Annotated in this window: 28 protein-coding genes; 11 read left to right on the top strand and 17 right to left on the bottom strand. The window is 41.3% G+C overall.

Annotated features, from left to right (window positions below; all coding sequences use genetic code 11):
* Positions 1-355: 355 nt before the first annotated feature.
* On the bottom strand, positions 356-685 hold the full coding sequence (locus MSSIT_RS06445; protein ID WP_048170960.1) for a hypothetical protein: 330 nt from the start codon (positions 683-685) through the stop codon (positions 356-358).
* Positions 686-876: 191 nt separating this feature from the next.
* Between MSSIT_RS06445 and MSSIT_RS06440 the strand changes: the two genes are divergently transcribed.
* The gene (locus MSSIT_RS06440; protein ID WP_082088898.1) at positions 877-2,163 is read left to right on the top strand and encodes a transposase; all 1,287 of its coding nucleotides are present in this window, start codon (positions 877-879) and stop codon (positions 2,161-2,163) included.
* Positions 2,164-2,370: 207 nt separating this feature from the next.
* On the opposite strand, the gene MSSIT_RS06435 is transcribed toward MSSIT_RS06440, so the two are convergent.
* On the bottom strand, positions 2,371-2,763 hold the full coding sequence (locus MSSIT_RS06435; RefSeq protein ID WP_048170956.1) for a hypothetical protein: 393 nt from the start codon (positions 2,761-2,763) through the stop codon (positions 2,371-2,373).
* A 467-nt stretch (positions 2,764-3,230) separates the two neighbouring features.
* Here MSSIT_RS06435 and MSSIT_RS25235 point away from each other — a divergent pair, with 467 nt between their 5' ends.
* Positions 3,231-3,353 carry a hypothetical protein gene (locus MSSIT_RS25235; RefSeq protein ID WP_269430812.1) on the top strand — a complete coding sequence of 41 codons (123 nt, stop codon included), beginning with the start codon at positions 3,231-3,233 and terminating at the stop codon, positions 3,351-3,353.
* A gap of 73 nt (positions 3,354-3,426) precedes the next feature.
* Here the strand turns inward: MSSIT_RS25235 and MSSIT_RS06430 are convergent, their stop codons facing one another.
* The 5 genes from MSSIT_RS06430 to MSSIT_RS06415 all read right to left on the bottom strand — a co-directional run bounded on the left by MSSIT_RS06430 (position 3,427) and on the right by MSSIT_RS06415 (position 7,086).
* Complete coding sequence (locus tag MSSIT_RS06430) at positions 3,427-3,888, bottom strand: hypothetical protein (RefSeq protein WP_048170954.1); 462 nt, start codon at positions 3,886-3,888, stop codon at positions 3,427-3,429.
* 304 nt (positions 3,889-4,192) lie between these two features.
* Complete coding sequence (locus MSSIT_RS22965) at positions 4,193-4,366, bottom strand: hypothetical protein (RefSeq protein WP_156158805.1); 174 nt, start codon at positions 4,364-4,366, stop codon at positions 4,193-4,195.
* Positions 4,367-4,752: 386 nt separating this feature from the next.
* The gene (locus tag MSSIT_RS06425) at positions 4,753-6,069 is read right to left on the bottom strand and encodes a DNA primase family protein (RefSeq protein WP_082088897.1); all 1,317 of its coding nucleotides are present in this window, start codon (positions 6,067-6,069) and stop codon (positions 4,753-4,755) included.
* 109 nt (positions 6,070-6,178) lie between these two features.
* On the bottom strand, positions 6,179-6,823 hold the full coding sequence (locus MSSIT_RS06420) for a hypothetical protein (protein ID WP_048170950.1): 645 nt from the start codon (positions 6,821-6,823) through the stop codon (positions 6,179-6,181).
* A 2-nt stretch (positions 6,824-6,825) separates the two neighbouring features.
* Positions 6,826-7,086 carry a hypothetical protein gene (locus tag MSSIT_RS06415; RefSeq protein WP_048170948.1) on the bottom strand — a complete coding sequence of 87 codons (261 nt, stop codon included), beginning with the start codon at positions 7,084-7,086 and terminating at the stop codon, positions 6,826-6,828.
* A 147-nt stretch (positions 7,087-7,233) separates the two neighbouring features.
* Between MSSIT_RS06415 and MSSIT_RS06410 the strand changes: the two genes are divergently transcribed.
* On the top strand, positions 7,234-8,862 hold the full coding sequence (locus tag MSSIT_RS06410) for an IS1634 family transposase (protein ID WP_048170946.1): 1,629 nt from the start codon (positions 7,234-7,236) through the stop codon (positions 8,860-8,862).
* 220 nt (positions 8,863-9,082) lie between these two features.
* Here MSSIT_RS06410 and MSSIT_RS22960 read toward each other — a convergent pair whose 3' ends face one another.
* Together MSSIT_RS22960 and MSSIT_RS06405 are read right to left on the bottom strand one after the other, a co-directional pair.
* Positions 9,083-9,232, bottom strand: a complete 150-nt coding sequence (locus MSSIT_RS22960) for a hypothetical protein (protein ID WP_156158803.1) — start codon at positions 9,230-9,232, stop codon at positions 9,083-9,085.
* A gap of 598 nt (positions 9,233-9,830) precedes the next feature.
* Complete coding sequence (locus MSSIT_RS06405; protein ID WP_048170944.1) at positions 9,831-10,520, bottom strand: hypothetical protein; 690 nt, start codon at positions 10,518-10,520, stop codon at positions 9,831-9,833.
* Between the two features lie 341 nt (positions 10,521-10,861).
* On the opposite strand from MSSIT_RS06405, the gene MSSIT_RS06400 reads away from it, so the two are divergent.
* Positions 10,862-11,728, top strand: a complete 867-nt coding sequence (locus MSSIT_RS06400; RefSeq protein ID WP_048170942.1) for a DUF2971 domain-containing protein — start codon at positions 10,862-10,864, stop codon at positions 11,726-11,728.
* Positions 11,729-11,835: 107 nt separating this feature from the next.
* On the opposite strand, the gene MSSIT_RS06395 is transcribed toward MSSIT_RS06400, so the two are convergent.
* Both MSSIT_RS06395 and MSSIT_RS06390 read right to left on the bottom strand, forming a co-directional pair.
* Positions 11,836-12,297 (bottom strand): hypothetical protein, encoded by a 462-nt coding sequence (locus tag MSSIT_RS06395; RefSeq protein WP_231590447.1) that lies wholly within the window; start codon positions 12,295-12,297, stop codon positions 11,836-11,838.
* Positions 12,298-12,475: 178 nt separating this feature from the next.
* On the bottom strand, positions 12,476-13,336 hold the full coding sequence (locus MSSIT_RS06390; RefSeq protein ID WP_048170938.1) for a hypothetical protein: 861 nt from the start codon (positions 13,334-13,336) through the stop codon (positions 12,476-12,478).
* Positions 13,337-13,393: 57 nt separating this feature from the next.
* Between MSSIT_RS06390 and fae the strand changes: the two genes are divergently transcribed.
* Together fae and MSSIT_RS06380 are read left to right on the top strand one after the other, a co-directional pair.
* A complete protein-coding gene (gene fae, locus MSSIT_RS06385) occupies positions 13,394-13,699 on the top strand; it encodes a formaldehyde-activating enzyme (protein WP_269430827.1) in 306 nt (101 codons plus the stop codon).
* 407 nt (positions 13,700-14,106) lie between these two features.
* Positions 14,107-15,048 (top strand): hypothetical protein, encoded by a 942-nt coding sequence (locus tag MSSIT_RS06380; RefSeq protein ID WP_048170936.1) that lies wholly within the window; start codon positions 14,107-14,109, stop codon positions 15,046-15,048.
* 140 nt (positions 15,049-15,188) lie between these two features.
* On the opposite strand, the gene MSSIT_RS06375 is transcribed toward MSSIT_RS06380, so the two are convergent.
* The 3 genes from MSSIT_RS06375 to MSSIT_RS06365 all read right to left on the bottom strand — a co-directional run bounded on the left by MSSIT_RS06375 (position 15,189) and on the right by MSSIT_RS06365 (position 17,628).
* Positions 15,189-15,818, bottom strand: a complete 630-nt coding sequence (locus tag MSSIT_RS06375; protein ID WP_048174562.1) for a histidine phosphatase family protein — start codon at positions 15,816-15,818, stop codon at positions 15,189-15,191.
* Between the two features lie 149 nt (positions 15,819-15,967).
* Positions 15,968-16,897: a nitrilase-related carbon-nitrogen hydrolase gene (locus tag MSSIT_RS06370; RefSeq protein ID WP_048170933.1), complete on the bottom strand. Its 930-nt coding sequence runs from the start codon at positions 16,895-16,897 to the stop codon at positions 15,968-15,970.
* Between the two features lie 80 nt (positions 16,898-16,977).
* Positions 16,978-17,628: a hypothetical protein gene (locus tag MSSIT_RS06365; RefSeq protein WP_048170932.1), complete on the bottom strand. Its 651-nt coding sequence runs from the start codon at positions 17,626-17,628 to the stop codon at positions 16,978-16,980.
* Between the two features lie 586 nt (positions 17,629-18,214).
* Here MSSIT_RS06365 and MSSIT_RS06360 point away from each other — a divergent pair.
* From MSSIT_RS06360 to MSSIT_RS06340, 5 genes are all read left to right on the top strand, one after another.
* Positions 18,215-18,712, top strand: a complete 498-nt coding sequence (locus tag MSSIT_RS06360; RefSeq protein WP_048170929.1) for a pyruvoyl-dependent arginine decarboxylase — start codon at positions 18,215-18,217, stop codon at positions 18,710-18,712.
* Between the two features lie 518 nt (positions 18,713-19,230).
* Positions 19,231-20,271, top strand: coding sequence for a deoxyhypusine synthase (locus MSSIT_RS06355; RefSeq protein ID WP_048170927.1), 1,041 nt, complete (start codon positions 19,231-19,233; stop codon positions 20,269-20,271).
* An 83-nt stretch (positions 20,272-20,354) separates the two neighbouring features.
* Complete coding sequence (locus tag MSSIT_RS06350) at positions 20,355-20,876, top strand: ArsR family transcriptional regulator (protein ID WP_048170924.1); 522 nt, start codon at positions 20,355-20,357, stop codon at positions 20,874-20,876.
* Entirely contained in the window at positions 20,876-21,664 is a 789-nt protein-coding gene (locus tag MSSIT_RS06345) for a DUF7839 domain-containing protein (RefSeq protein WP_187151936.1), read from the top strand. Before MSSIT_RS06350 ends, MSSIT_RS06345 begins: the two co-directional genes overlap by 1 nt.
* Positions 21,665-21,773: 109 nt before the next feature.
* A complete protein-coding gene (locus MSSIT_RS06340; protein ID WP_048170919.1) occupies positions 21,774-22,322 on the top strand; it encodes a metallophosphoesterase in 549 nt (182 codons plus the stop codon).
* A gap of 145 nt (positions 22,323-22,467) precedes the next feature.
* Here the strand turns inward: MSSIT_RS06340 and MSSIT_RS06335 are convergent, their stop codons facing one another.
* The 3 genes from MSSIT_RS06335 to MSSIT_RS06325 form a co-directional block, all read right to left on the bottom strand.
* Positions 22,468-22,689 carry a hypothetical protein gene (locus tag MSSIT_RS06335; protein ID WP_011022956.1) on the bottom strand — a complete coding sequence of 74 codons (222 nt, stop codon included), beginning with the start codon at positions 22,687-22,689 and terminating at the stop codon, positions 22,468-22,470.
* 398 nt (positions 22,690-23,087) lie between these two features.
* Positions 23,088-23,657 (bottom strand): RPA family protein, encoded by a 570-nt coding sequence (locus MSSIT_RS06330; protein ID WP_048170917.1) that lies wholly within the window; start codon positions 23,655-23,657, stop codon positions 23,088-23,090.
* Positions 23,658-24,911 carry a replication protein A gene (locus MSSIT_RS06325; protein ID WP_048170915.1) on the bottom strand — a complete coding sequence of 418 codons (1,254 nt, stop codon included), beginning with the start codon at positions 24,909-24,911 and terminating at the stop codon, positions 23,658-23,660.
* Between the last annotated feature and the right edge of the window lie 274 nt (positions 24,912-25,185).

Below are 25,185 nucleotides of genomic sequence, written 5' to 3'. Positions count from 1 at the left end.
GAAAGGGAAAGACAATATTTCTAAAAAGATTTTCCCCATACCTCCATTTTTAATTATTATATATATTTTATAAAATTTAAATTTTAAATTGGATTCATGCGCCTGTATTTTCTGACATGCCAATCCTGCCTTGTGTCCTGAATTCATAGCCTGCTTTAAGCCTAGCAGCCTGCCGGGATATCTGGCTTTCATCCACATTCACCTGCGTAAGATTCCCCGCAAACCTCACTTGTCACAAATCCGCGTCATTATCCACTGTCGAAAGTAGTTTAAAATGTGAAACCGCGCCTGAGTAGGAAAGTGTTTTCCGGCGTTGATGTTGAATTTAATTTTGATATCTTAAGTGTATTGAAATTTATTTCGTCGTCGTCGGGGTTATTTCTTCGGGAATCTCGAAGTTCAGAATCATTAAATCGAGTTCATTAAACGTTATTTCACCACTCTTAATTCTGTTCAGAGCTTCAAATACATCTGTTCCATATTGCTTATAATGTCCTGAAAATGTTGTCCTTGGAATGTTCAGAATGTCGGCCATATCGGTTTTCGTTATTCCTTTTTCTTCTTTCATGAACAATATAAGGTTGAAAAGTTTTATGCTGCTTACTGCTGAAAATTTATTGAACACTTCAAGTAATACATCGTATGTTTCGATGTCAATCGTTACTGTTTTGTTCTTGTCGCTCATGTCTGAATTGCCTCCTGTTCTTCAGGCTTCCAGCCCTGTTCGATAAATTCCATCACGATTGCCATGATATCAAAATTGTAAAACAGTGTCCTGTCTGTTAGAGACTTTTTATTATTTTCTGGTTTTTCGTTTTCCCTCTATATCGTGCAAAACAATAAAATTTTAATTATATTGATATATTTTTTCTATTTATGGGAAAAGGAAACATTGCAATAGATAAATCAATGATAAAAACGATAGTTGACGGCAAAATAATAATTCCTTTGCCAAAAGTTTTGGTTGGAAATCGATACTATCCCATGTTCTCTATATTCTCCCCTACTCAGTGTGATAGTTGTGGAAGTAAATTACATGTTAACTCTCATCACACTCGTTTTATTATATCACGTTACGGCACTATATCTCTCAATGTTACATACTGGCTTTGTCCCACTTGTAAGAAACATTATCATGATCAGGTTATTGGTGTTCAGGGTTCTGCAAATTACAGTTCTGAATATTATGATACACAAATAAATGTCAGATACGATGGACGATGCAGTCTGCACAATTCTCGGCGAATTGGGGAAACATATACAGAAGGAGTAATAAATGTCTGTGGAAGAGCTCCTTGTCCCACTTCATTGTGGTTATATGAACAGAAACTAGCAAAACTTTCAAAGCAAGAACTTTTGAACCAAGGAGTTAGCTTTGAAGAAACATTGTATGTTGATGGGAATTGGATCAAGAATGGATGGAAAAAAAAGCTTGAAGAATTTATTGGAACGAAACTCACAAAGAAAGAATGGAAAAAAATGCGATATAAATCTGTTTACGTTGTTGCTACCAAAGAGAAGGTCATTTTAGATTTTGAAGTAACTGAGAGGTTACCAACAATTGAGGCTCTGATGCCTCTTTTTATACGAATAAAGAACCGATTTCCTGAAGATAAAATCAAAAAGATTGTTTCTGATGAGGATAAAGCGATCATTGGAGCCGTAAAAATGGTCTTTCCTGAAGTGACTCATTCCTTTTGTGTGTTTCATCAATTAAAAAACGTTAGTAAGAGGTATTATGAGGAATTCAGTTCTATTGAAGAGATTCCAGATAACGATAAGATTACCTATAATGAGATATCTCAATTGATACTTTCTGATACGGTTATCAGTGCTGTTGCGCATATTCAGAAGATACGAGAATTTAAATCTGATCTTGAACTTTCTGAAGCGTCTCATAAAGCGATTTCTTATGCCGAAGAGATTTTCAGCAAGAATGTGAGCTTCTTAAAAAAAGGTTTTACACCTGAGACAGATAATACAATGGAACAGATATTTTCTTTGATATGTGATATCGTGGACAAAGCGAGGTCATTCAAAACCGATAATGGACTAACTAATTTTTGTTACAATCTATTTACTTTTTTCAACAAACGGTGTTTCAGCACTGGAAAATGGAAAGGTTTCTCACCTTTAATGAGAGCAAGATTCCAATATGGATAATGCTAGAATTGGAGAATAATTAGTTCTTAAACTTGATGGCTTATAGCTGTAGCTGTCGGAAATTCCCACAAAAATAGTTCCACAATTTGGAAAATTTTGGTGAATGCTTGTGTGAATGAATCAACATTTTTAAATGAGTAAATTGATTTGCTCAAATTGGGATAAAATTTTGTGGTTGTCTTGAGATTGAAGAAAAACCAGAAAAAATTAAAAAGACTCGTCTGTTATGTATTTTGTAATCTGTTCTGCGTCCGTTGGTGGTTTTTGTGATTTCTTGAAATATTCAGTCATTGCAGACTCGACGGCATAGACCCGCAGTATTTTTTTAACTTTTGTACTTTTTTCAGGTTGGTTGCTACCGTATCCGGTTGCCGTCAGTTGCCTCTTTTTCAACTGTATTTCAAGAGTTTCCCCTGACATCATGTCGGTTACGATTTCACTATATTTCAGAGGTCGGTGACCGACGCTGTTTTTGGTTTTTGGTGCTTGTTTTCTTGCAATGTTTTGGCAATCTTTTGAACAGTATTTGCGTTTCGTGCCACACTTGCGCGGGAACTTCTTCCCGCAAACCGGGCAGGTTTCGAACCAATCCCTATTCATGCCTGGATCGCCTCCTCTTCTTTTTTTCTTTGTCTAAAGCCTCGCTGTCTGCAGCTTCCGGAACAAATCTGGGCCGTGGCTTTTGTTGAGTAGAACTCTCCCCCGCAAACCTTACAGACACATCTCTTCAAACCTGACCCTGCCAAATTGGGGCTATCGGGTGGTGTCTGGGGCTGTGCTGGCTCGTCTTGAGCGTGGTCTCTGTGACTGTGGCGCGGTCTCCGTTGGCTCTGTGGACTCGTGACGGGTGTGCGTCACTCATAGCTTTTTGTACGGCTTTCCTCTGACAGTCCGGACTACTGCACACTTTTCGGTAATTGAAAAAGGTTTCAAACTCTGCTCCACAGTATTCACATTTTTTACGATGTTTTTCGTGGTTCGTGATTTTTCACCAATATGAAAAAAGGTTAAGAAGTACTTAAATTATAAACATCTTATTATAATATTTAACTGTTGAATGTCCCGATGTGGCAACAAAAACGTTATTGGATGCCTGTGGTGGTGGTCACCTCATCCCTATCTCCTCCCCGGACTTTCCGCCACACGCGGATATCCGCTTTGTATATGATCGGGGCAGGGACGTGGGATAAGGTGAAGGAAAAACAGGACTTATAGGATTTATATAGATCAGGCGATTTTCAAGGGAATTTCTGACTTATTGGATCACTGGGCTTTAGGTCGAATTTCGTTATCTGGTTTTGACGTAGGTTCTGACTGACTATGTTTAGATTTAGAAATTAACGTGGATTCAAGCGCACTTGCTATTGCAAACCCAAAAAATAATATAAAATATGAAATTGTGAGTTTCATTTGATCTGTTTTGAATAGTATCGCCGGGATGGTTGCAGTGATGCCTGCAATCCCCCCGGTTAGCCAGTAATATGAATGATCCAACCGCACGTCAGATTTTTCATCGGGTTTTAGATGTGCTACCATTGCTGTAAATGCAGACATTATCAAGCAACATATAGCTATTAAAAAACTCACGAGAAAAAAAACAAGATTTGATGTCCCATATTCATCTAATTCAATTGCGCCGAGAGCATTTACTAAAATGCCTAATAATAATCCTACAAAACCAAGCATTGTAGCTGCCTTATTTTGAGTTTCATTCTGAGTCTTCATCCTTTCATTGTATCTGTGTTTGTTTACTTATAATGTGTGTACCTAGACACCTTTCGCAGACAGACAGAACCTTCGTTCGCCCCTCCAAGCCGTTCCCTGTTCCCCTCGCCCTTCGTCGTCATCACCCCCTACCCAGCCCCATAGTTCTAAAAAGCCAGGTGCAAGATAAACCAGCCGGCCTTCGGCACGCTGCGCTCGGCAGGATTATCCGCACCTTAGCTTACCGCACATCAAGGGCACCGGGGTCTGGTCTGGGGAAATGACTCCCTTCTCCTATCCAAACACACCCATTTAGAAGGGAATCTCATTTTCTCCCCACACCGTCGCCCCCCTGCCTGTGATGCCACTCTAAGCGGGTGTCTGGATAATGCCACCACTGAAAGGAAGCTCCGAAGGAGCCGGGGGCTTTATCGCAGATAACCGCTTTTGTGGCTCTTTGGCGGGGGGAGTGAGGGGATGACCGATCACCACCAACCACCAACCAACCACACGACGATATCAGTATGAATATTTCCAGATAGATAAACCAAATACCCAATGGTACATTTCCGTACCAAACCCTGTACCAAACACAAAAAAAACGTAAAAATCAATATCAGTATAACCGTACCAAAAATACCAATGAAAATTTTGTTAAAAAAAATTCCTATAAAATGAAAAAATGAAGAAATGAAAAAGACGTATTATAGAAAAAAGTTATAGGGGGGTCTGGTACGGTGGAAAAAATGACATAAAACAGCATCATTAGACGGTTACAAGTGTACCAAAAAAAATTCGAACTTCCTAAACGTTAACCGATGTCGAAAAAAAACGGTAAAAGTATCTTATATTTCTGGTATTTGGCGGTTTTTTTTGGTACAGTGTTTAGACAGTTGCGGAGTTTTCAGGTTCTTCATCAAATTTTTCAGGTTCTTCATCAAATAATGTTATTTCATCGGAGTCAAGAGATTCTGTCCCGCACAGCTTGAGTCCTTTAAAATATTCATACCATGGGCGTGGTTTTCCGTCCTCATCTTTCTCGTATCTATCACGTGTGATTAGGTAGGCATATTCAAGTCTGATGCATTCATCGGTTACACACTTGATTATATCGGCCTGTTTCGGGATAGGAAGTGCTTGTTTTTTGGCGTATTTCACGTATGCCTCATAGATCTCTGCAAATGTCAACCTTGACTTTTCGAACACTATTTTCCATCCGTAATCACTGTATTCTATTTTTCCGGTCTTTTCGTTCAAGTATCCACGGTCTATTTCATCAATGTGGGCTTCCACGAAACATTTTACGGGCCCACTGATCTTTTCGTATCTATTCGTTATTTGCGCTTCCGTCCTTGGATCGGAGAATTTTCCGTTTTCGATTAATCTGTGAAGACCCGTGAGTGCCCAATTGAGAACCCCAGTAAGTGACTCAGGCGTGAATAGCTTATCTTCAAGATTTTCATCCGCGTTGATGCCAAGATTGAATTCATTCGGGAATGTTATAATCACAAGTCTTCGTTTTGCACCTTTGATGCCGTCTTTTATTGTCGGGGGGTTGTTCATCGATACGATGATCTTAGCAAAGTTGTAGAATTCGATCCACGATTTGTAAAGGTCTCTCGATCTGATGAGGTCTCTACCTGTAACTTTTTTGAGTTTTCCAAGGTTCTTGATATCCGCGTCCCCGGTTTCCCCACATAGGTTAGCAAGTTTTCCGTGAAGAGATTTGAGTGAATGGATGTCCTTGGGGTAACATATTTCGTGGATATCCATAGCTGAAATATTTTCTTGTCCGAGTAATCTGGTTATAAGGTTTATCATCACCGATTTTCCATTAGAACCATTACCAACTAGGAAGAAAAATTTCTCTATAAAGTATTTTTTATATAGACAATAACCTATCATTTCTTGTATAATCGGTATCTGCCATTCTACGCCTTTGAATGTCGATGTAAGGTATTTCTCGAACGTGTCTGGTATTTCCACATCTGGGTCATAATTGACGTTGATTCTCATTGTATACATTTCAGCCGGGGTATGGTCAGCAAGGTCACCGGTCAACACATCAAGAATCCCATTATTGACTATAAGTCTCTCTGGGCTTTTGTTGAGATATGTAGACGGAATTGCAGTGAAATCCATACGTCTTCGGTTAAGTGATGAATCATGACAAATTGCCTCCATTCCCACAACAGTTATCAAACATTTTTCCAGATTGGAGGTTGGAACTGAGTATCGATTCCATGTAAAAAGGCCAAAATTTAAGGCCGCTTCTGGTGCAAAATCGATAGCTTTCAGGCAAGAAAATTCCTTAACCGATGACGCATGCAGTGAAATCTGATATTCGCCTTACAACCTTCGTTACGTTCGTCGGCGAAATATCAATAGAGTGCTGATTTGCAAGGCCGTATATGAATCTCCTTATCTCTTCCTCAGTTGTTTCGCCGGCTATGTAAACCCCGTTTTTGTATATATACAAGGTTTTTCCAATCGTCAAAATTGGGTCATACTGCTTCATGAAGTCATTAGCCAAGACTGCCGCGGCATATGCAGCTTTGTCCTCATTGAATCCGAAAGTAATCTCTGAGTGCGTCTCCTCGGTTTGTTGCACCTGATCAATCATGGGTATTATGTCGCGCGGCCATGCTTCCAAGACTCGGTCATTTTTGAAATAGGTCGTGAGTATTCGCAGAATTTCGTCCTTGTTGAACTCTTCAGCTAATGCCACGGCCAGCTTTTTGTAGAAACCAAGTCCTCGCTCGTTGACATCAGAATTGAGTAATTGCTGTATATGATCCGATCCGGAAACAGTCCGTTTTAGTCTCTCGTCAATATCTGGAAGTTGACCGAAATTTTCATGTGGGTTGGAGTCGTTGTTGTTGTCATCAGTACGCATCTCTTTTTCTGGCCCGGGAGCGGGGGTGGTGACCCCTATTCCCTTTTCGTTTTTCGGCATGATCAGGTATCCCCGAAGATTGAATAAAGGGTCTCGTCGTCGAATCTTTCGGAAAGTTGTTTTCTATATTTCCTAAGCCGATAATGCATTTCCGAAACCATACTCAGCGGTGCATCTTCGGCGTTCCACTTACCGAGAATTTTCGGAAACCATGCAGCTTCGGGCGCATTGTAACCTACATAATCTTTTTTAATAGCACCGTCACATCTCGATTTTATGAACATCGCCATGGCGAAAATGGTTGCAGGATCGGGTTGGGTCATATTTCTACCCCGGCAACTTGGTAAACGGTTTTTGCAAGAGCTCTTTTGAATGGGTCTGCGCTATTCTCCCAGATCTTCAAACCTGCTTTCGGCAGGTAAACCTATAGTTTAATATCATTAATTTTATATCTCTTTCCTGATCTTTCCATGGCAGAAAAAAACAGCAGTAGAAGAGTTGAATCCTCCTTAAAACGTACAAAGTTCTTAGGTCACCTTGGTCTTATGGCTGGAGTTTTCCGAGAACTTGAAGTTGACAAACTTATTGATGAGAAACTTCCTAAAGAACGTACTCATAATGTTCCTCATTCTGTTTGTATCCTTGCCATGGTACTCAATGGTCTTGGTTTCGTAGGGCAACGTCTGTACCTGTTTCCTGATTTTTTCAAAAACATTTCTACTGAAAGGCTCTTTGGAGACGGTATAACAAAAGAAGACCTGAATCAATATGCTATCGGAGAGACTCTTGACAGAATCGTAAAATATGGTCCTACAAAACTGTTTACTGAAATTACTCTTCACATTATGACTCGTCTACCTATTCCTGTTCACTGTTTACACGCTGACACTACAAGTGTCAGCGTTTATGGGAATTATGAAGACGAAGAAACTGAATCTATTGACATTACTTTTGGTATTCCCAAAAACGGACGATGGGACCTCAAACAATTTGTACTGAGCTTGATTGTTAATCAACATGGGATACCTCTTTTCATGAATACACATTCAGGAAATGCTTCAGACAAAAACACAATTCTGGAAGCAATCAAATCTCTTAAATCAGTTTTAAGACCTGAAAGCAAAGTGTACTATGTCGCTGATAGTTCCTTTTATACAGACAATAATATCCAGAACATAGGAAGGTCGTTCTGGATCAGTCGCGTTCCTGCAACAATTACCGAGGCAAAGGAACTGCTAGCTGCGAATCTGAACCTTCAAACGCTAAAAAGTGATGAGAGATACTCATTCTATCAAACCTTTATGGAATATGGCGGAATCAAGCAAAAATGGGTTTTGTTGCTTTCTCACAAGATGAAAGAGAAGAAAGAGCAAACTCTCAGGACGAAGCTTGACAAAGAGGTTGAAAAAGCAGAGAAGTCTTTTAAAAAGCTGAAAGGAGAGGACTTCTTCTGCGAAGAGGATGCATTAAAAGCCGCAGAGAAATGGATTGCAGATTTCCCTTTTGTCTCACTTGAAAAGGTAGATGTGAAATCCATTAAAAAGCGTGAATCAGGTAAAAGAGGAAGACCTTCGAAAGATGAGGAATTAAAGACTTATTACAGGATTAATGGCAGTATAAAGGTTAACAATACTTTTGTTTTGAAAGAAATGGAGAAAATGGGACTTTTCATTCTTGCGAGTAATGATATCAGTCTTTCTCCTGAAGAGATGCTGAAGTATTACAAAGGACAGGACAATGTGGAAAAAGGATTCAGATTCTTGAAAAGTGATACATTTAGCATATCGAAAGTTTACCTTAAGAACAAAAAGAGAATGGAAGCGCTGACTATGATAATGGTTCTCTGCTTAATGATTTATTCAATTGCAGAATGGAAATTAAGGACAAAATTAGAAGAAGAAAATGAAACGGTTCCAGATCAAAAAGGAAAAACAACAAAAAGACCTACAATGAGATGGATATTTTTTAATTTCCAGGGAATTACAGAACTTATTTCTCAGAAAGAAGGACAAATGAAGTCAGAAATATTGAATATGGAGGAGATTCACTGGAAGATATTGGGGCTAATGGGAGAGAAATATGAAAATATCTATCTCTAATAACGTTAACCTGCCGAATGTAGGTTCAAAATCTCGCTGTGCTTGTTTTGCAGAGCTTTCGCTCGGGTAATTGTATCAGTATCCATGTTTTTGAACCCCTGAATCGGAGCCCGTAAAATGCAAAAAAAGCAGGAAAAAAAGGTTTAAATATTATCTTAACTTAAGATAATTTGGTGTATTTGTGCCTGTTCCTGCTTCATGACGTTGGCGCGTCTCTGCATTAACAGGCATTCGCATTCACAATTTCATTTATTTTTTCGCCTAAAAAGGCACTTCTTGGCTCTTTTCCTCGCATCTCTTCGATACGTTCGAACGTTTCTGGGTCAATGTATGCAACGACTTGCATCCTTTTTCCAATTTGGGTTGGCATGTTTTTTCACCTCTGTTTATATTATGTGTGTTGAGGTATATAAGCGAACCATTGTCGGTATGTGGCTAAAGGGTAACCGATGTTACTTTTGCATCTGCTTCTATATCCTCATGTGTTACCATATTTTAAGTAACTACGTTAAATATACTAAGCCAAAGATATATATAACCTATTTTACGCGCATGTCTGTATACAAAGGTGATCGCTGTTACTTTTGCATTTCCTGCTTTAACTTTTCAGTCAAGATGGCCAGCAATTCAGGGTTTCCGAGTATTAATTGTGTTATATCGCTTGTGGCGGTTTCCTCTTCTTTGATGCTTTCCTGTGTTAGCGGTAGCCCACACTTAAAGCAAAACTGTTTTTTCCCGACCTCCCCCCGCGCCTCTGCCCCGATCAGGCATAAGCACCGGGTTCTGATGATGGTTTAGCGTAGCGACGGCGAAGCCGGAAACCTTCATCTTGAACTCGTGCCCCTGATTTAAGGGGCTGAGGGAAGGGGGTGACCACCGTTTAGAAATGGTTGGAAAAGTTAGGTTAGCCTAAGAACGATATAAGAAAAAACGGATGAGTAGACTACGACTTAATATGACGTGCTTTTCTATGTTCCAGTGCAATAGTTGTAAATCTCAATTATGCTAGCAATCCCGGTTACTAATCCAACTACGACCCCAAATAAACGAAGTGTTTTGTTTTCCTTAATTGTTTTTATGATTTTTGCATTATTACCGATTATACTGTCATTTTTCATTTTGATGTCGCAGTTATTAACATTTGTACTTGCATCCAAATTTAAATTTAATACAGTTGGTTGTAGATATCGTTCCCCGCTGTGATCAATTTCAATGTCATACATAATTTTATCTAATCTGTAATTTATTTCCCTTGCTAACGGTTTCACGATAGTTTTATTGAATCTACTTATTGCCACAGTCTTATCTGGGGCCCCGAGAAACTTTCTTGAAAAGTCAAAGTAATGAGGGTCTTTCTTGTTAACTTTCAGGCATATTTGATATAAGATGGCATAGCTTTTAGTTTCATCCGAGGGTAGATCAAAAACGCTTCTTTCGCTGGTATGCTTAAGTTTTTTACACCATTCATCATATTCAATGTCTACACTTTTTAACTGATTGCAAATGTATGACATTACTGGATCGTTTTCACAGTACTGAATAAAACGATTAAATGTTGTATCAAATACATAATAATCTGATGATAATACGTCATCCGCGTAACCATTGAACTTTTTAAAACTCAGCTCGATTTGTTTTCTTTCGAACTTTTCAGGCATGTTTGATTTCCTTCGGTTAGACCGTTTTGGGCCGGTCTTTCCGAGTTATACTTTCGTTCGTTTTTTACATTTATTCTTGATGCACGGTTAGTATATAAAATCTTTCTTCATAATGTCGTCACCCGCTTTCGATTAAATCTTATTTTATTTAAAGAAAAAACATATTATATTTATAGAATGAGTTTTATTCGTTTCGTGTGTTTTGTCGATACTGTTTTTTTAATGGTGAAAATATGACATTTTATAATATTGAACCTGTTTTAGATCGAACACCGTAATATGTAGCTATTCACTTTCACAAATCGAAAAGCATATTATTAATTTTTACATTTAAAAATAATATGGGTCAACAGGAAAAACCGAAATTAGTATATAAGTATGAAACCGTTAACGAGCACTTGTTTGAAAACTTGGAGAAAAACCAATTATACTTTCAAGATCCGCGTAATTTCAATGATCCGTTTGACAGTGATGTAAATGGGTGTATGGAATACACGGAGCGGCAATGGTATGAAAAATTTTATAGAGGGTATCCAGCACATGCGACTCCAATGAATGCGCGGGTGCAGCTAAACTACTTGATAAATACTGGTGTACTTAAACAAGATCCAAAAACAAGAATAGTAACTGAAGATATGCGGGATTATCTATCCCCTTTGACGTGCTGTTTTTCGGAAAAACGAAATAATATTCTAATGTGGAGCCACTATGCAAATAAACATAAGGGTATGTGTCTAAGTTACAAAACCATCGAAGTGCCGAAGACACCAAACTGCAGCTATACAACCACGTTTCGATTAACAGTTGACTTGAAAACCGTGCCGCTATTTGAAGTGAGATACCGAGCAAAAAAACCGCCTTATAAAAATTATGCCGGTGTAATTATGCGAAATGATCATGAATCACTTTTTGAGAATCTACTAACAAAATCGACTTGTTGGAGGTATGAAAAGGAACGGCGAATGTTATCAATTGAGCGAAAAAATATTCAAAATTTCAAAAAAGATGAGCTCGAAGGGGTTATTTTTGGATTAAAAACAAAGCATTATGATGCTTACAGGGTTTATAAAATAATTGAAAAGTATTACATCAATAAAGGTATCCCTATTAACTTTTACAAAGCCACGATGAATAAAAATTACTACAAATTGAATATAAGCAAGATAAAAGAGAGTGGGGTGGATGATTACATCGAATCATTAACATAAATCTTCAGTTGTGAATCGTTTATCGAATAAAATGTCCCTGTATCAGTTAGAAGCGCCCGGTATAAGGGGCTGTGGGAAGGGGGACGAACCCCGATTATTTTCCCGATTTAAAGTTTATCCAACAGTGTGTTTAAAGTCTCCCGTTTCTTGTTTTTGAGTTTCTGGAACTCGTTATAACTTGTCGCTTTTCGCCATCTCTCGCGGTAATCCTGATCAGTCTTCAACCGTCTATTGTGCTCCTTCATCTGTTCACTGTCTGGGGGTATTATTGCACCAACATCAAACTTTTCCACTGCGGTTGTGAAGTCTACACCGGTTGTATTTTCCACGGCGTTTATCTGTGCCTCGTTTTCGTCTATTATGGGTGCAAACTCATTTCGCAATTTTTCTCTCTCTGTGGTCGCCTGTTTCAATTTCTCAATTTCATCAAGGACAGTTTTCAGCGCTTCTCTTTCTGCCTGGCGTTCACGGTTCATGATTTCATTCGATGCTTTGAGAGCTTCGTTTTCCTGCTTCATCAAGTTGTATATCGGATGCTCTGTTGGGTCTATGGTCTCCTCTATGGTCAAGTGAGTCGATGTGTTTGGCATACTCCGCTTTCAGAGCTTTAGGATCGGCTCTAAAATATGCGTCTCTTGTGGAGTCTATTTGGTGTCCCATAAAGAAGTCGACGAGATATAATTCAGCTTTATTTGCTAGGAGTGTGCTATTAAAAAACTTCCTGATATTATGGGATCTTACTAGATTTCATTCTCCGGTGGGGTTAGCTTTGCTGGCTCTTTCGTTTAGTTCACAGTAAATCTTTTGTATCGCCTTTGTGCTGAGTTGTCTGAGGTCTTCGTCTTTGGTTTGCAGATATGCTTTCGGGATATATCGACCAATGAATAGGTAACCGATTGCTTTACATCTGGAATCATATTCTACCTTCTGTTTTTGCAAGTGTTCTTGCCTGGGTAGGTCTTTTGTATCTGATGTGCGATTTCTCCACTGTATGTAGTCCAATATTGCACGCGAGCACTCCGGCGATAGGAAGGTGTAAAACTCATAGCCCACTTTTGCCCGGATCAGGTGTAGGGTCGTTATTTGCGTTTCAGGGTCGTAACCGTCAAGGAAGTCTTGTGCTTTCAGGTTTGAAATTTCATTAACCAACAGCCCACTTGAAACACCGGTTAAAACTATTGCTCTTTCGAGTTGATCTGCGACATTGAGTATATCCCTGATGCCTTTCTTATTGGGGATATCCCGGTGTTTTAGTAGTGGTCTTGCTGTGGTCGTGGATCTGGGTAGGACCGGGAGTTGAATATTGTAAAACCTGTAAAAGCTCCGAATTCCGGATAATCTGCCTTTGATAGACATTGGAGCACTGCCGGACTCTTCCAGCTTCTCCCTGAACTTTGTAAGCTCGCTCGATATTTTACGTTCACGCATTAGCAGACCGTTTTTTATGTCGTCTTCGGATTCTAGTATAATGGTTTCCGGTGTCTTTTCTAAGAAGTCGGTGTATGCCCGAATCGAGTCCGTATAAATTTCTCTTGTGTTAGTTTTTGCACCAATTCCAGACAGCCACGCCTTAATATATTTATCCTCTTTTAATTCCGCATACTTCATCCGATCACTTTTCCTGCAATCCCATAATTTTATTAATAGGGTTACAATTATGCAAATATCCTTGTAAACAAGGTAACTATCAAGAATGTGGCACAGGCTTCCCTGATGTTCGGACCTGCCCAGGCTGCGGTTGCAAAAGCTGTTATGGACTCGGTAGCTGCCGGAATACTCCCTGAAGAGCAGGCAAATGACATTTTTATCATCGTTTCGGTCTTTATCGAATGGGATGCAAAAGACAAGGATAAAGTCTACGAATACAACTATGAAGCAACCAAACTTGCAATAGTCCGTGCAATGGGGAGCAAACCGACCGTTAAAGAAGCACTGGCCAAAAAGGATTCCGCAAAACATCCGTTCGCATAAAAAAACCTGTCAGGGTTTTTGAAAGGTTTGAGTAAAGAAGAAACGCCAAAAGGAGCTTCTTCCGCACCGAACCTTTCTGCAGGCTTAAAGTTGTAAGGGAGCGTGCTTTGGAAGCTTTTGGTTTGCGGAAGCTGAAAGGTTTCGGGCCTCAATTCTTCATTTTTGCACAGCCTGTACATGAAAGTTGTCTTACCTAAGTTATCTCACCTCAAAAGTTGTCTCACCTTCTGTCCTGGAGATGTCCGAGACAAGGGAAAAAAGAAGAGAAGGTAATTCATCTAAAGGACAAAAAATAAAAGTGGGATAATAAGAGTGGAATAATAAGAGTGGAATAATAAGAGTGGAATAATAAGAGTGGAATAATAAGAGTGGAATAATAAGAGTGGAATAATAAGCGTGGAGTGGTAATGAAAAATTCAAATATTATTGAAAATGTGCTTGAAAAAGCAGGCAACAAAAACCTGATAAATGAACTTACAAATAGGCTTTCCCAATCAGAAATTACCACATTTCTGCTCGCCCTTTCAAAAGAGATGGCAAACAGAAATACTCCGAATGGTCTTTTGAGCAGGTACGAGGCCAACAGGTTTGTAAAGCCTTCCGGACTTAACCCCATTCAGGTCAAGCAAGCAGAACTATTAATGCTCGAAATGGCTGAAGCTTCGGGTTTTTCGCCTGTTTTACTCTCTCCTGCAGGCCTGTTAGGAAGCTGCTCTGTCATAGCAAAGGTTGACCAGAACAACGTGATCTCCGCAACAAGAGGGTTGGAACTCATTGCAGACAGCACCAATATGCTCGCCATCTACCTTGCTGATGGAATAAAAAAGAAGACCATTGATAACACAAAAAGCCCGGTTCATTTATCCGCGACCTGCAGGGTTACTCGCGGGCAAATGTTTCAGAGTATGGAATTCGTACCTCATTTTAGCCTGTTTACTCTTGCCAGTTCCGGCAAAGACAGAGGTTCTTATGGGTTCGAAAAGAACGCAATAGCCAGGCATATGGAGTTTTATATAAGCTATTTCGGAGAGAAATTGGGGCATAAGTTCCGAGTTTCCCTTAACATAAGAAATGGATATGCCGATAAAACGGGCTTCATCGAGAGAATCCACCTCCACCTTCGGGAAAGGTATCCCAATATTGATTTTACAGTGAACCTGGAAGAAACCGACAACAGTTATTATCAGGGAATTAATTTCAAGCTCAGCGTTAATGATGTGGAAATTGTGGACGGCGGCTTTGTTGACTGGACACAGAAGTTGCTTGGCAACAAAAAAGAGCGCTTATTAATTAGTGGAGCGGGAGTGGATTTGCAGCTTATCACAGGGATGCCGGATAAGAAGATTTGAGGTATGGATAAGAAGATTTGAGGGTTTGACGACTAATTAACAGAAGAAAAAGAGAAATTTTGCTGGGATCACAAACAGATCAGGGCCCACCGGAGAACCTTTTTCTTGCAATTTCGGGAAAACGGAGCTTGCAACAGATTTCATTTAACGGGATAAGATAAGTAAGATAAATCGTTTAACTTTCGTATAATTCTTACCCCTTTATCATTTTCATTTAAAACTGAGACTCCTCCGGGTAGACCCCGAAATTCCGTATTTTCCAGATTATTGATATCGTGGTTATGCCACATGTAAAATAGCATACTTAATGTGCCGCCGTGCGAGACTATTATAATGTTTTCTTCCCGGGAATTTTGCATTTCATGCAAAAAAGGAAGCAGTCGATAATATAGATCTCGTTTTGATTCTGCGTCTGGCAGGAGTTTATAGTCCAGAGAAGATGTACGCATATCCTGCTTAACCTGATTTTTATGTAACCACTCAACTGATTTCCCTGTAGCACTTCCTAAATTAAGTTCTCGAAGTTCTTTTTTATAAATCGGCACAATTTCCAGTGAGGAAGCTACGATATCTGCGGTTTGTCTGGTCCGCAATAAATCGGATGCATACATTACATAGTGTTGATCCGCTACTTCTTTTCTCAACGCTTCACCGATATTAAATGCCTGCTGCTTTCCCAGAGCAGTTAATTCCCAGTCAGTCCAGGCCCCTATCATTCCATTCGTATGATGGACAGATTGTGTGTGCTGAATCGTAATAATATTTTTCAATTTTCTACTTCCCTTAAATTGTTCCAATAAAGACTTAAGCATTTGGACTGAGAAACCGGATTTCAATCAAATTGCGGGCGGCACGCAGTAAAAAATGACATAGATTTAATGAGGTCGGTCTGATTTTTCAAAAAAATTCCGAAAAGGCACTAATTGTCGGAATAAAGTTCAATTCTCCGGTCTCCAAAAATAGGAATAACCTTTCGAATTTCTTCTTTTCCTGCAAGGTCAAGGTCGCAGACAATTGCGCACTCCTTACTGCCTGCTTCAGCTTTTACCTCACCCCAGGCATCAATAATCATCGAATTTCCGAAGTACGTACAGTCAGGAGCAGAGCCTACCCTGTTGCATGCGACGTGCGGGATCTGATTTTCGATCGCTCTTGCCTTTGCAAGAGTTTTCCAGTGATCAGCCCTGGGATTTGGAAAAGCGGCTGTGGTCACAAGCAGGTCAGCCCCGGAAAGGGAAAGTTTTCTTGCAACCTCGGGAAAACGGAGTTCATAGCAAATTTCAAACCCGATTTTAAGGTTCTGTTTCTTAAGGGAAATGGGCTCTATGGAGCTTCCTTTTGAGAAATAATCGTTTTCGGCTTTAAAAGGGTGGGTTTTCCGGTAGGTACCTGCAAAGGCTCCGGACTCAAAACAAAAGCCAAGGTTGTAGTAGAGAGTGGAATTTTTCCTTTCCGTAAAAACTTTACTCTCCGGAATTTCCGTTTCTTTTCCGGAAAAACCCTTTTCTCCTTTTTTAGAACCTTTTTTTCCACCATCTCTACCCTTATCTTTACCGCCGTCTCCATCACTTTCCGTGCAGGTTTCTCTGTTATCTTTCTGAATAAATGAGCCCAGGATAATGCAATCATTTGCTTCGGAAAAACATGCAAGGTTCTCAAGAGTGGGAGAGGGGAGACTTTCGGCTGCATGGTTAAGATCTTCGTAGCAAAAGCCTGTGGAAAAGACCTCGGGAAAAACAATTAACTCGGCTCCTTTCTTTACAGCTTTGAGACCCAGGTAAAGGGCTTTTTCGAGGTTTTCTTGCTTCTTGCATTGAAGCACGTCCATCTGGATACAGGCAACTTTCATATTCGGACCAGCATATCTGCTTTTTTATTCTGGATTGGATTCCGACTTGTGTAAAGGTTTTCAGGAAAAAGAAAAGTTTTTCAGGGCACCAGAGTGGTTTGTTTGCTTTTTGCTACCAGCCCTTCCAGGTCCATTCTGTGCCGAATCATCCCTGCAAGCACTTCATTTGCAAGCCGGGTTAATTCGTCCCTGTTTTCCCTGACTTCGTATGCAGGATCATCTGTAGGGATCTCAATTTTCGTAATTTCTCCTCTGGCTTTTTTCAGGGAGGAGTCCGAAACTTCACAAACCATGGCGGATTTTTCCATGTACTGGTCGAGGTGTTTCTGGGTAATTCCTGCAAGTTTCAACTCCCTGCGAAAACAGGGTCTTTCAAACAGCCTGGAAATTACATAAACGCCAACCGGAATCCGGAAGTCAAGGTCGATTTTCAAGAGTTGGGTCCTGAAAATGAGGTAAATGTCTTCAGAATCGGAGAGGACTGCCGGCTCTGATTCACTGCCTTTTTCAGGCAGAGCCTCCCTGTCCTTTTCGGGCAGAGCATAGATCTTGGAAGGGGGAACTTCACTTTCCTCCAGAAGTTCCAGGTCCCGGAGTGCCCTGAGGTAACCTGTCAGGACCAGCCTGTGTTCTTCTATCCCCTCGGCTTTCAGTTCCCGCGAAAGTCCGCTGATTGAGAGCTGCTTGCCGTCAAGCAGTTCCATAACTTTAAGGTTGAGTTTCTCGGCCATTGTCTCTGCCTTTATATTAACATCAGGGTTAATTAATGGTAGTTCGCTCTTCAGGCCCGGGGCCAGAAAAACACAGTCTCCTGCTCCAATAACACATAATCAGGTCCGCATTTCCGGGGGATACCGGAAAAAACTGAATTTTTCCTGTCATTAAAAGGCTGAACAGGAAAATTGTAAGGAGTAACACACGATGTAATTATCCGGCATGATATAAAGCTTATGAGAGTTTTGCACAGAGGCCGGGAAAATTGAAGTATTTCGGCAAAGAACGGAAACTAAGGCTTACAAGAAGGAATAAAGTACAAAATTAAAAGAATTTTTTGAGGTAACATATCCATTTTGAAAAAAAGGAATTGTAGACCAAATTGAATAAGAGTAAAAGAACTTCGGATTGCAAAAATATACATAAAAACTCCCGAATAAAACACGTTTAAATATAAAAGTATAGATATGAACTCCTGCACTCCGCTAATGCCTGAAGAAACAGCAATAGGACTTTTTTCCAGCGAAATTGAAGGGCAACGCTTAAAAATGATAATTGCCATTTCAATTAAGTTCAAATTGATGGCCTCGCAAGGAAGTAAAGATGATCACAAAGTTAATTCCTAGAAAAGTATTCTTTACAAGTGGAGTTGGTTCGCACTCCGAAAAACTTGAATCATTTGAGGTTTCACTCCGGGACGCAGGTATTGAAAAATTTAACCTTGTAACCGTAAGTTCGATCCTGCCTCCAAACTGTGAAATTGTGACAAAGGAAGATGGCCTGAAAGAACTTAGTCCTGGAGAGGTAGTTTTCTGTGTAATGTCCAGAATCTCTTCCAATGAACCTGGAAAGACCTTAAGCACCTCCGTAGGATGCGCACTTCCCAGAGACATAAGCAAACACGGCTATATTTCCGAGTACCATGCTTACGAAGAAAGCGCACATGAAGTGGGAGAACATGCCATAAAACTTGCAGGAAGCATGTACAGCACCTGGATAAATGAACCCCCTCTCAAAACCTTCAGCATCCCAAAGTCGTCTTCAGTACAGGAAAGTGGAGACTGGATGACTGTAATATCCGCAGCAGTTTTTATAATTTAAAAAGGAACTTCATACTGAAACTCCGTCATACTGAAACTGCGCCGGAACTGCGGTTAATGCTGTTGTTTAATATACATTACAGTACTATTACAGATATTAATTACATACTTTGCCTGTTTACAGACATTACATATTTTACTGCAATACATCTATTTACACATCTATTTCCCTATACTATCTCTAATACTCTATCCAGATCACAATTATTAGCATCCAATCACCAGGTCAATCATCAACTCAGCATTGATAATCAAACCAATCGTTAACTCAGCATTAATTATCAATCCGTCAATCCGGCACCTGATCGACAATCAACACAGTAAAAAAGTCCCCTTCGGAGAAGCCTGTCTCTATAAAGAAGTTTCAGGATAGAGAGTCTGCATATATTGATATTTAATAAAAAATATATAATCCCTTAACGTTATTTGTGTCTCCTACCTTTATTGCCGGGTACCTGCCAGACAAGATTCCGAGGGCACAGGCAAACCTACCTCTATCTGCTTATTATGGAGAATGGCATGCATCACAATGTATTTACGAACAACCCGACCGTTCCTATTGATGTAAAAGACAGGTCCGTAAGTGAATTGATGGACGGAATGCTCAGGACCGGCTTTCAGGGAAGGAAGCTGGCAGAGTCAGTCCAGGCCTGGTATAACATGCTTAAAGAGAAGAATACGACTGTGTTTATGGGTTTATCCGGAGCCATGGTCCCTGCCGGGATGCGCAGGGTTATTTCCCATATGATCCGGGAAAGAATGATCGATTGCCTTGTAAGCACAGGAGCAAACCTGTTCCATGACTGTCACGAAGCCCTCGGCAGGAAACACTATGTGGGTTCACATCTGGCTGATGATGAAAAACTCTTCGAACAGGGAGTGGACAGGATTTATGACGTCTTTGCAGTGGAAGAAGAGTTCAGGACCGCAGACAACCTGATTGCGGATTTTGCGCCGGAGATCGGGGAAATTACCTGTTCTTCCAGAGAATTCATGTACCTGCTCGGAAAGGAGCTTGTCAGGAGAGGAGCTGCCGAAGACTCGATAGTTGTAAGCGCATACAGGTACAATGTCCCGATTTTTGTACCTGCACTGTCAGACAGTTCCATAGGAATAGGGCTTACCATTGCAAGGAGGAAAGGGCTGAAACTTGAAATAGACCAGATAAAAGACGTGGATGAGATCACACAGATCGTGGAAAAATCCGAACGTACAGGTGTTGTTTATGTAGGAGGCGGAGTTCCGAAAAACTTTATCCAGCAGACCGAAGTAATAGCTTCTATTCTCGGGATGGATATTGGCGGACATGACTACGCGATCCAGTATACTTCCGATTCCCCACACTGGGGAGGTCTCTCAGGCTGCACTTTTGATGAAGCTGTCTCTTGGGGAAAGATCGCCCCTCAGGCAAAGAAAGTACAGGTTTTTGTGGACGCTACCATTGCTCTTCCGATTGTTGCCCACGCCCTGCATGAAAAAACCCATAATCTGAAGCGCATTGCTCCTGTTTTTTCCTGGGACGGGCCCGAAGGGCTTGATATCGATTACAAAGAAGCTTGATGTCGATTACAAAGAATTATCATATCACAAATCTTTATCATATTTGAAAGCTGATAATATAAGGCGAGAAGGAGAGGACATAAATGGGTAAACGAACTCGAATAATTAACGATCCTTCCTATTTAGTACCATTACTCAGGACATTTGGATCAAGAACCCATAAAAAAATATTCGATGCACTTTCTAGCAAATGGATGACAAGAGCAGAAATTGATGAGTTCATAGGTTCGGACTCATCAAGAAGCCTTCATATTCTGAAAAAAGCCGGGCTCCTCGAGAGCCAGTGGAGAGTCCCTGAAGCAGGACAAAAACCCTCAAAAGAATACCACAGTTCTTATTCAAAGGTTCAGGTGAACTTTCAGTGTTCCTTTGAAGACCTCAGTGACATCATAATGCTGACCTTCAAACCGTATGAGGAGGTAAAGGATGCAATGGATGAACTGGAAAGACTGGTAGAAGAGGGTAATACCTCGATGAGCAACCTCACACGGACTCTTAACAAAAATCCGTTTTATATCTGCGCCGTTGCCCGCAGGTCCGAGAGGCTTTCAGTAATGGGGCAGAGATTAAAAATAATTGAAGATGTTGAGGAGAATTACGATTGATGATTAAGATCCTCCAGACCAAGAGCGGCGTCACCAAATTTCAGGTCCTTATTGAGATTGCTGCCCACCAGCCCAATGTCAGGCAAAAGGAGATTGCCGCAAAGATAGGAATAACCCCTCAGGCTGTTTCCGAATACATCAAGGAGCTTGTAAACGACGGGCTCATTGTAACCGAGGGCCGCGTCCGGTACAGGATTACAAAAGAGGGCGTGGAATGGGTCCTTGAAAACGCTGCTGAAATGAAACAGTACGCCCGCTTTGTCATGGAGGACATCATCAGCCATGTCTCTACCTGGACAGCCATCACAAAAGAGGACCTCAAAGAAGGCCAGCAGGTTTACTTGAAAATGGAAAACGGACTTCTCTATGTAAGCAGCACGGAAAAAACAGGAGCTTCAGGCACTGTCATATCCAATGCAGCCGAGGGAGAAGATGTGGGAGTAACAACCCTCAAAGGTCTCATAGACCTGGAAAATGCTACCATCACAATCTGCAAGGTTCCCAGAGTCGAACGCGGTGGATCAAGAAAAGTTGACCTCGACCGCCTGAAAGCACTGGCAGGCTCAAAACCCTATATAGCAGCAATCGGGGTGGAATCGTTAATTGCCCTTCGCAAGATCGGCATAAGTCCCAATGTCATGTTCGGTACAAACGAATCCGTAATCGAAGCTGCATACCACGGTCTTTCATCCCTGGTCGTGTCGGTGGACGAACAGGTCTCTGCGCTCCTGAGCAGGTTAGAAACCGAGAACCTTGAATACGAACTTGTTGACCTGACAGTCGAATAAGTTTCCTGACTTTTATCTTTCAGTTCGAATTATTCCGGACTCACGGGTCTGGAATCCGAACCACCTGTTTTTCTGCAATACTGCATAATCATCTACCCGGAGGTTTTCCATGAAGCTGATCGCAATTTCCGATACCCACCTCAAGACCGGCGAAGTCCCCCCTCAACTTCAAAATATCCTCAAGGACTGCGACCTGATCGTCCATGCAGGGGACTTCAGTACTGTAGAAGCATATCAGGCGTTCAATGCAAGTGGCAAGCTGAAAGCCGTTGCCGGAAATGCCGATACCTTCGAACTCCGACAGCTCCTTCCCGAAAAGCTGAAATTTGATGTTGAAGGGATCAGAATAGGGGTGGTGCATGAAGGAGGGCTGTCCGTGATAGATACAACTGCTCAGGGTTACCTTGCCAGGGAAATGGGAGTGGATGTCCTGATTTTCGGACATCTTCATCGCCCTTTGATTGAGAAAAAAGAGGTCATACTTGTCTGCCCGGGTTCCCCGACAAAACCCAGGATGTCAAAACCGAGTGCTGTGGAACTGATAATTGAAAAAGGAAGTATTAAAGGTCGGATTCTTACCCTTGAAGGAGATAGCTGTGAATATATCAGGTTTCAGGATGCCCTGAAAAAACAAAAAGAGGAAGAGAACAGGAAATAAAAGAAGTCTGATCACCTGAGCCTGCAGGAAGGACCTGAAAAAGGTAGCATAGGAATATACTAAGGATTTTTATTGTCAGAATTCGGGCACATGCCCCGCTAGGCAAGGTCTCTGGAACTTACGTATCTGACAAACTCCTGTCAGTTCACATAGTCTCCAGTTTGAACATTACCCCCGTCCCCTGAAGGCTCAGGTAGACTTTGTCTCCAAACTCGAGAATTCTCTCGACGTCAACATTGCTGTTCCAATTATATACGAAATCGTAGCTTCCCTGCATGGGCTCGAAACCCAGGGACAGGAGCCTCTGGTTGACCTCAGACGGGCGAACTCCCTCACTACTGAACCAGACCACAAGATAGGTTTTCACAGGATCATCTCATATACCAATTCATTAACTTATTTTAGCGCTAACTCTTATTCAAACACTTATTGCTTATTTCATATCATGTTTCGTTTATTTATCTATATTTTGCCTTTTAACGCTGCCAGAACCTAAAAAATAAAAAAACAGAGCCAGTACGTAAAAGATTGGAAGAAAACTATCCGAAAAATGAAGAGAATAAAGGAAAAAGCAAAATAAAAGGAAAAACAAAATGAAAATAAAGTAAAAATCAAGGGTAAAGAAAAGAATTAACAGAAAATTAAAAACACAAAGATCTTCCTGGTTTAAAAACGTGGATTCAGGGCAAAAGCCCCTGAATTTCACGATTACTTATCATTACTGCTTTTTATGATTCTCGGGGATTATTTCCAGGGCATTAGATCTCAGAAATTATCTTTAAGGGACTCAAGAGCTTTTTTCACCATTTCACAGTAAATCGCAATATCGGTAGAGTAGTGCTCCCTTGCAAGCTTTGAGTTAGGGTCTTCCTGTGCCTCAACTGCCTTTATTCTCTCAAGAGTCTGCTTTGCAGTATCGAGCACCCACAGATTTCTTGTCAGTTCATCCACCTGCTGGATAGATTCCGGACGGATAGAGGTCAGGACATTTCCGTCGTCTGTGGTATAGGTGCTGGTTTTGCCAATGACCGCTACGAAAGCAGGCAGTTCGCACTCCTCAAGGAACTGTGCGGCTTCGGGCTGGTACTGCCCTGCATAAACAAGGAAGGAACCTGTAGGGTCGGAAACCCTGCCTCTCCAGTACTCGGAGTCGGTACCTATATCCTCCTTTTCGATAAGAGTTCCCACAATGAAAATACGGTTCACCTTCGTTCCCGTAGGTGTAAGGAGATACTGAGGAGCATACTGGTCGGTTTCATCCCGGGATGTGAGGTTTGAGTCTTTTAATTCCTGGGCGAAAACCCTGCGCGACACTTCTCTAAAGAAGCCTGCCATTTACTCCACCCCCAGTTCAGCAAACATTTCATTAAGTAGTTCCCTGTCCAGAGAAGTCCTCGGAGTGATCGATTCCACAAGGATATAGCGGTCAAGCCTGTGCCCACTGACTGTGTAATACCTGCCGACAAGCTCATGTTTCAATTTATCCAGCACAACCCCGGGGTCAAGGGCATCCGCAGCCATTGCAATGGCGCTATCAAGAGAGATTCCTGCAAGCTCTTCGGTGAGCTCCCGGTTAATCAGGGCATCCTGTGTGGAAGTTCCGGAATCAAGGACTGCCTTTATCCTGAGGTCATATTCTCCTTTGACCTTTCCATGCTCTGCACAAGCACCTTTAACCAGGGCCCTTTTGCATTCAGGGCACCGCTTTATAAGCCCTGACCCGGTCTGAATGTCAATCATTGCCCCGAAATATGTAAAAGAGGAAGTCCCCACCTCGATATCTTCATCGAGTATTTCTATGGAACTTGATTTATTAAGCTGGATCTGGATCTTGCCGTTCCACTCGTTAACGACCACATTTTTAAGCATGTAACTTTTGCCTTCCTCCATATCAGGAAGTTCGGAGCTTGCCCAGTTGGTGAATTTAATAACACCGGTTTCGTCTCCTATAAGCCCTGCCTGTTCGATTGACTCATGGGAATTTTCCCAGAGCTGGACCACTTTTCCTCTTACTGTAGCCCACTGGTTCCCCACCAGGTCGACAATATTCCGGAGTTCGGCTTCTCTTGCTGCGGGAGTGAAATCGCCTCCCCCTACTTCAACGGGATCGGAAAGCTTCTCTACGGAACTGTTTTTATTAAACTGGACCTGGAATCTACCGTTGTATTCTCCTACAACAACGCTCCGGAGAAGGTAGCTCTCTCCCTGTTCAAGAGGAGGAAGTTCGGCATTTTTCCAGATGGTAAACTTTATGATCCCGGTCTCATCTCCGAGGAGCCCAACCTGGGAGATGGATTCATGGGTATTTTCCCAGAGCTGAACAACCTTTGCCTTAAGATTTGCCCACTGTCCGTTCTCAGTAATATCCACAATTTTAGTGAGCTGGGGTTCAGCCTGCCGGACATAAAACTCATTTTTAGGAATGGAATATTTCTTCAAAAAATAGTTTATTACGCTGCGCTGTGCCTCGTTTGAAGGCACTTTGAACTTCGTGATCAACTCGTCAAGCCTGCTTTCGATGTCCTCAACAGGCACATCGATGCCAAGTTTCATAAACCGGTCTCTAATGGATTCTGCAATCTGTTTCATCTTTAATCTACCTCAAGCCTCATGGTTATTTTCATCAAATTGTGAGGCACTCTAAAGTACCGCAGCAGAGAATATAAAGCTAAGTGAGGCGGGGTGAAAGTATTCGGTCACAGGTGAAAATATTCGGTTGCGGATAAAAATTTTCGGTTATGGTTGAAAACATTTGATATAAAACATTCAGATATTATGCATTTATGCATTCCGCACTTCCCATCAAGGGAAAGTCCGGGAGAAGGAATAGGAGTGCATACCATTTCAGTGCATGTTTTCCACA

Origin of the sequence: Methanosarcina siciliae T4/M (genome assembly GCF_000970085.1) — an archaeon.
GTDB classification, from domain to species: Archaea; Halobacteriota; Methanosarcinia; order Methanosarcinales; family Methanosarcinaceae; genus Methanosarcina; species Methanosarcina siciliae.
The sequence above is the reverse complement of the archived record's forward strand: the minus strand, read 5'-3'. Positions and strand labels throughout refer to the sequence as shown.

Bases quoted from the DNA above. Each gene is read 5' to 3' on its own strand.
- MSSIT_RS06380 (WP_048170936.1), top strand. From the start codon at position 14,107: ATGAAAAATTCAAATATTATTGAAAATGTGCTTGAAAAAGCAGGCAAC.
- MSSIT_RS06390 (WP_048170938.1), bottom strand. From the start codon at position 13,336: ATGAAGTATGCGGAATTAAAAGAGGATAAATATATTAAGGCGTGGCTG.
- MSSIT_RS06345 (WP_187151936.1), top strand. From the start codon at position 20,876: ATGATTAAGATCCTCCAGACCAAGAGCGGCGTCACCAAATTTCAGGTC.
- MSSIT_RS06415 (WP_048170948.1), bottom strand. From the start codon at position 7,086: ATGACCCAACCCGATCCTGCAACCATTTTCGCCATGGCGATGTTCATA.
- MSSIT_RS06370 (WP_048170933.1), bottom strand. From the start codon at position 16,897: ATGAAAGTTGCCTGTATCCAGATGGACGTGCTTCAATGCAAGAAGCAA.
- MSSIT_RS06410 (WP_048170946.1), top strand. From the start codon at position 7,234: ATGGCAGAAAAAAACAGCAGTAGAAGAGTTGAATCCTCCTTAAAACGT.
- MSSIT_RS06355 (WP_048170927.1), top strand. From the start codon at position 19,231: ATGCATCACAATGTATTTACGAACAACCCGACCGTTCCTATTGATGTA.
- MSSIT_RS22960 (WP_156158803.1), bottom strand. From the start codon at position 9,232: ATGCCAACCCAAATTGGAAAAAGGATGCAAGTCGTTGCATACATTGAC.
- MSSIT_RS06350 (WP_048170924.1), top strand. From the start codon at position 20,355: ATGGGTAAACGAACTCGAATAATTAACGATCCTTCCTATTTAGTACCA.
- MSSIT_RS06405 (WP_048170944.1), bottom strand. From the start codon at position 10,520: ATGCCTGAAAAGTTCGAAAGAAAACAAATCGAGCTGAGTTTTAAAAAG.
- MSSIT_RS06440 (WP_082088898.1), top strand. From the start codon at position 877: ATGGGAAAAGGAAACATTGCAATAGATAAATCAATGATAAAAACGATA.
- MSSIT_RS06360 (WP_048170929.1), top strand. From the start codon at position 18,215: ATGATCACAAAGTTAATTCCTAGAAAAGTATTCTTTACAAGTGGAGTT.
- MSSIT_RS06430 (WP_048170954.1), bottom strand. From the start codon at position 3,888: ATGAAGACTCAGAATGAAACTCAAAATAAGGCAGCTACAATGCTTGGT.
- MSSIT_RS06365 (WP_048170932.1), bottom strand. From the start codon at position 17,628: ATGGCCGAGAAACTCAACCTTAAAGTTATGGAACTGCTTGACGGCAAG.
- MSSIT_RS06435 (WP_048170956.1), bottom strand. From the start codon at position 2,763: ATGAATAGGGATTGGTTCGAAACCTGCCCGGTTTGCGGGAAGAAGTTC.
- MSSIT_RS06325 (WP_048170915.1), bottom strand. From the start codon at position 24,911: ATGAAACAGATTGCAGAATCCATTAGAGACCGGTTTATGAAACTTGGC.
- MSSIT_RS06340 (WP_048170919.1), top strand. From the start codon at position 21,774: ATGAAGCTGATCGCAATTTCCGATACCCACCTCAAGACCGGCGAAGTC.
- MSSIT_RS06420 (WP_048170950.1), bottom strand. From the start codon at position 6,823: ATGCCGAAAAACGAAAAGGGAATAGGGGTCACCACCCCCGCTCCCGGG.
- MSSIT_RS06445 (WP_048170960.1), bottom strand. From the start codon at position 685: ATGAGCGACAAGAACAAAACAGTAACGATTGACATCGAAACATACGAT.
- MSSIT_RS06400 (WP_048170942.1), top strand. From the start codon at position 10,862: ATGGGTCAACAGGAAAAACCGAAATTAGTATATAAGTATGAAACCGTT.
- MSSIT_RS06330 (WP_048170917.1), bottom strand. From the start codon at position 23,657: ATGGCAGGCTTCTTTAGAGAAGTGTCGCGCAGGGTTTTCGCCCAGGAA.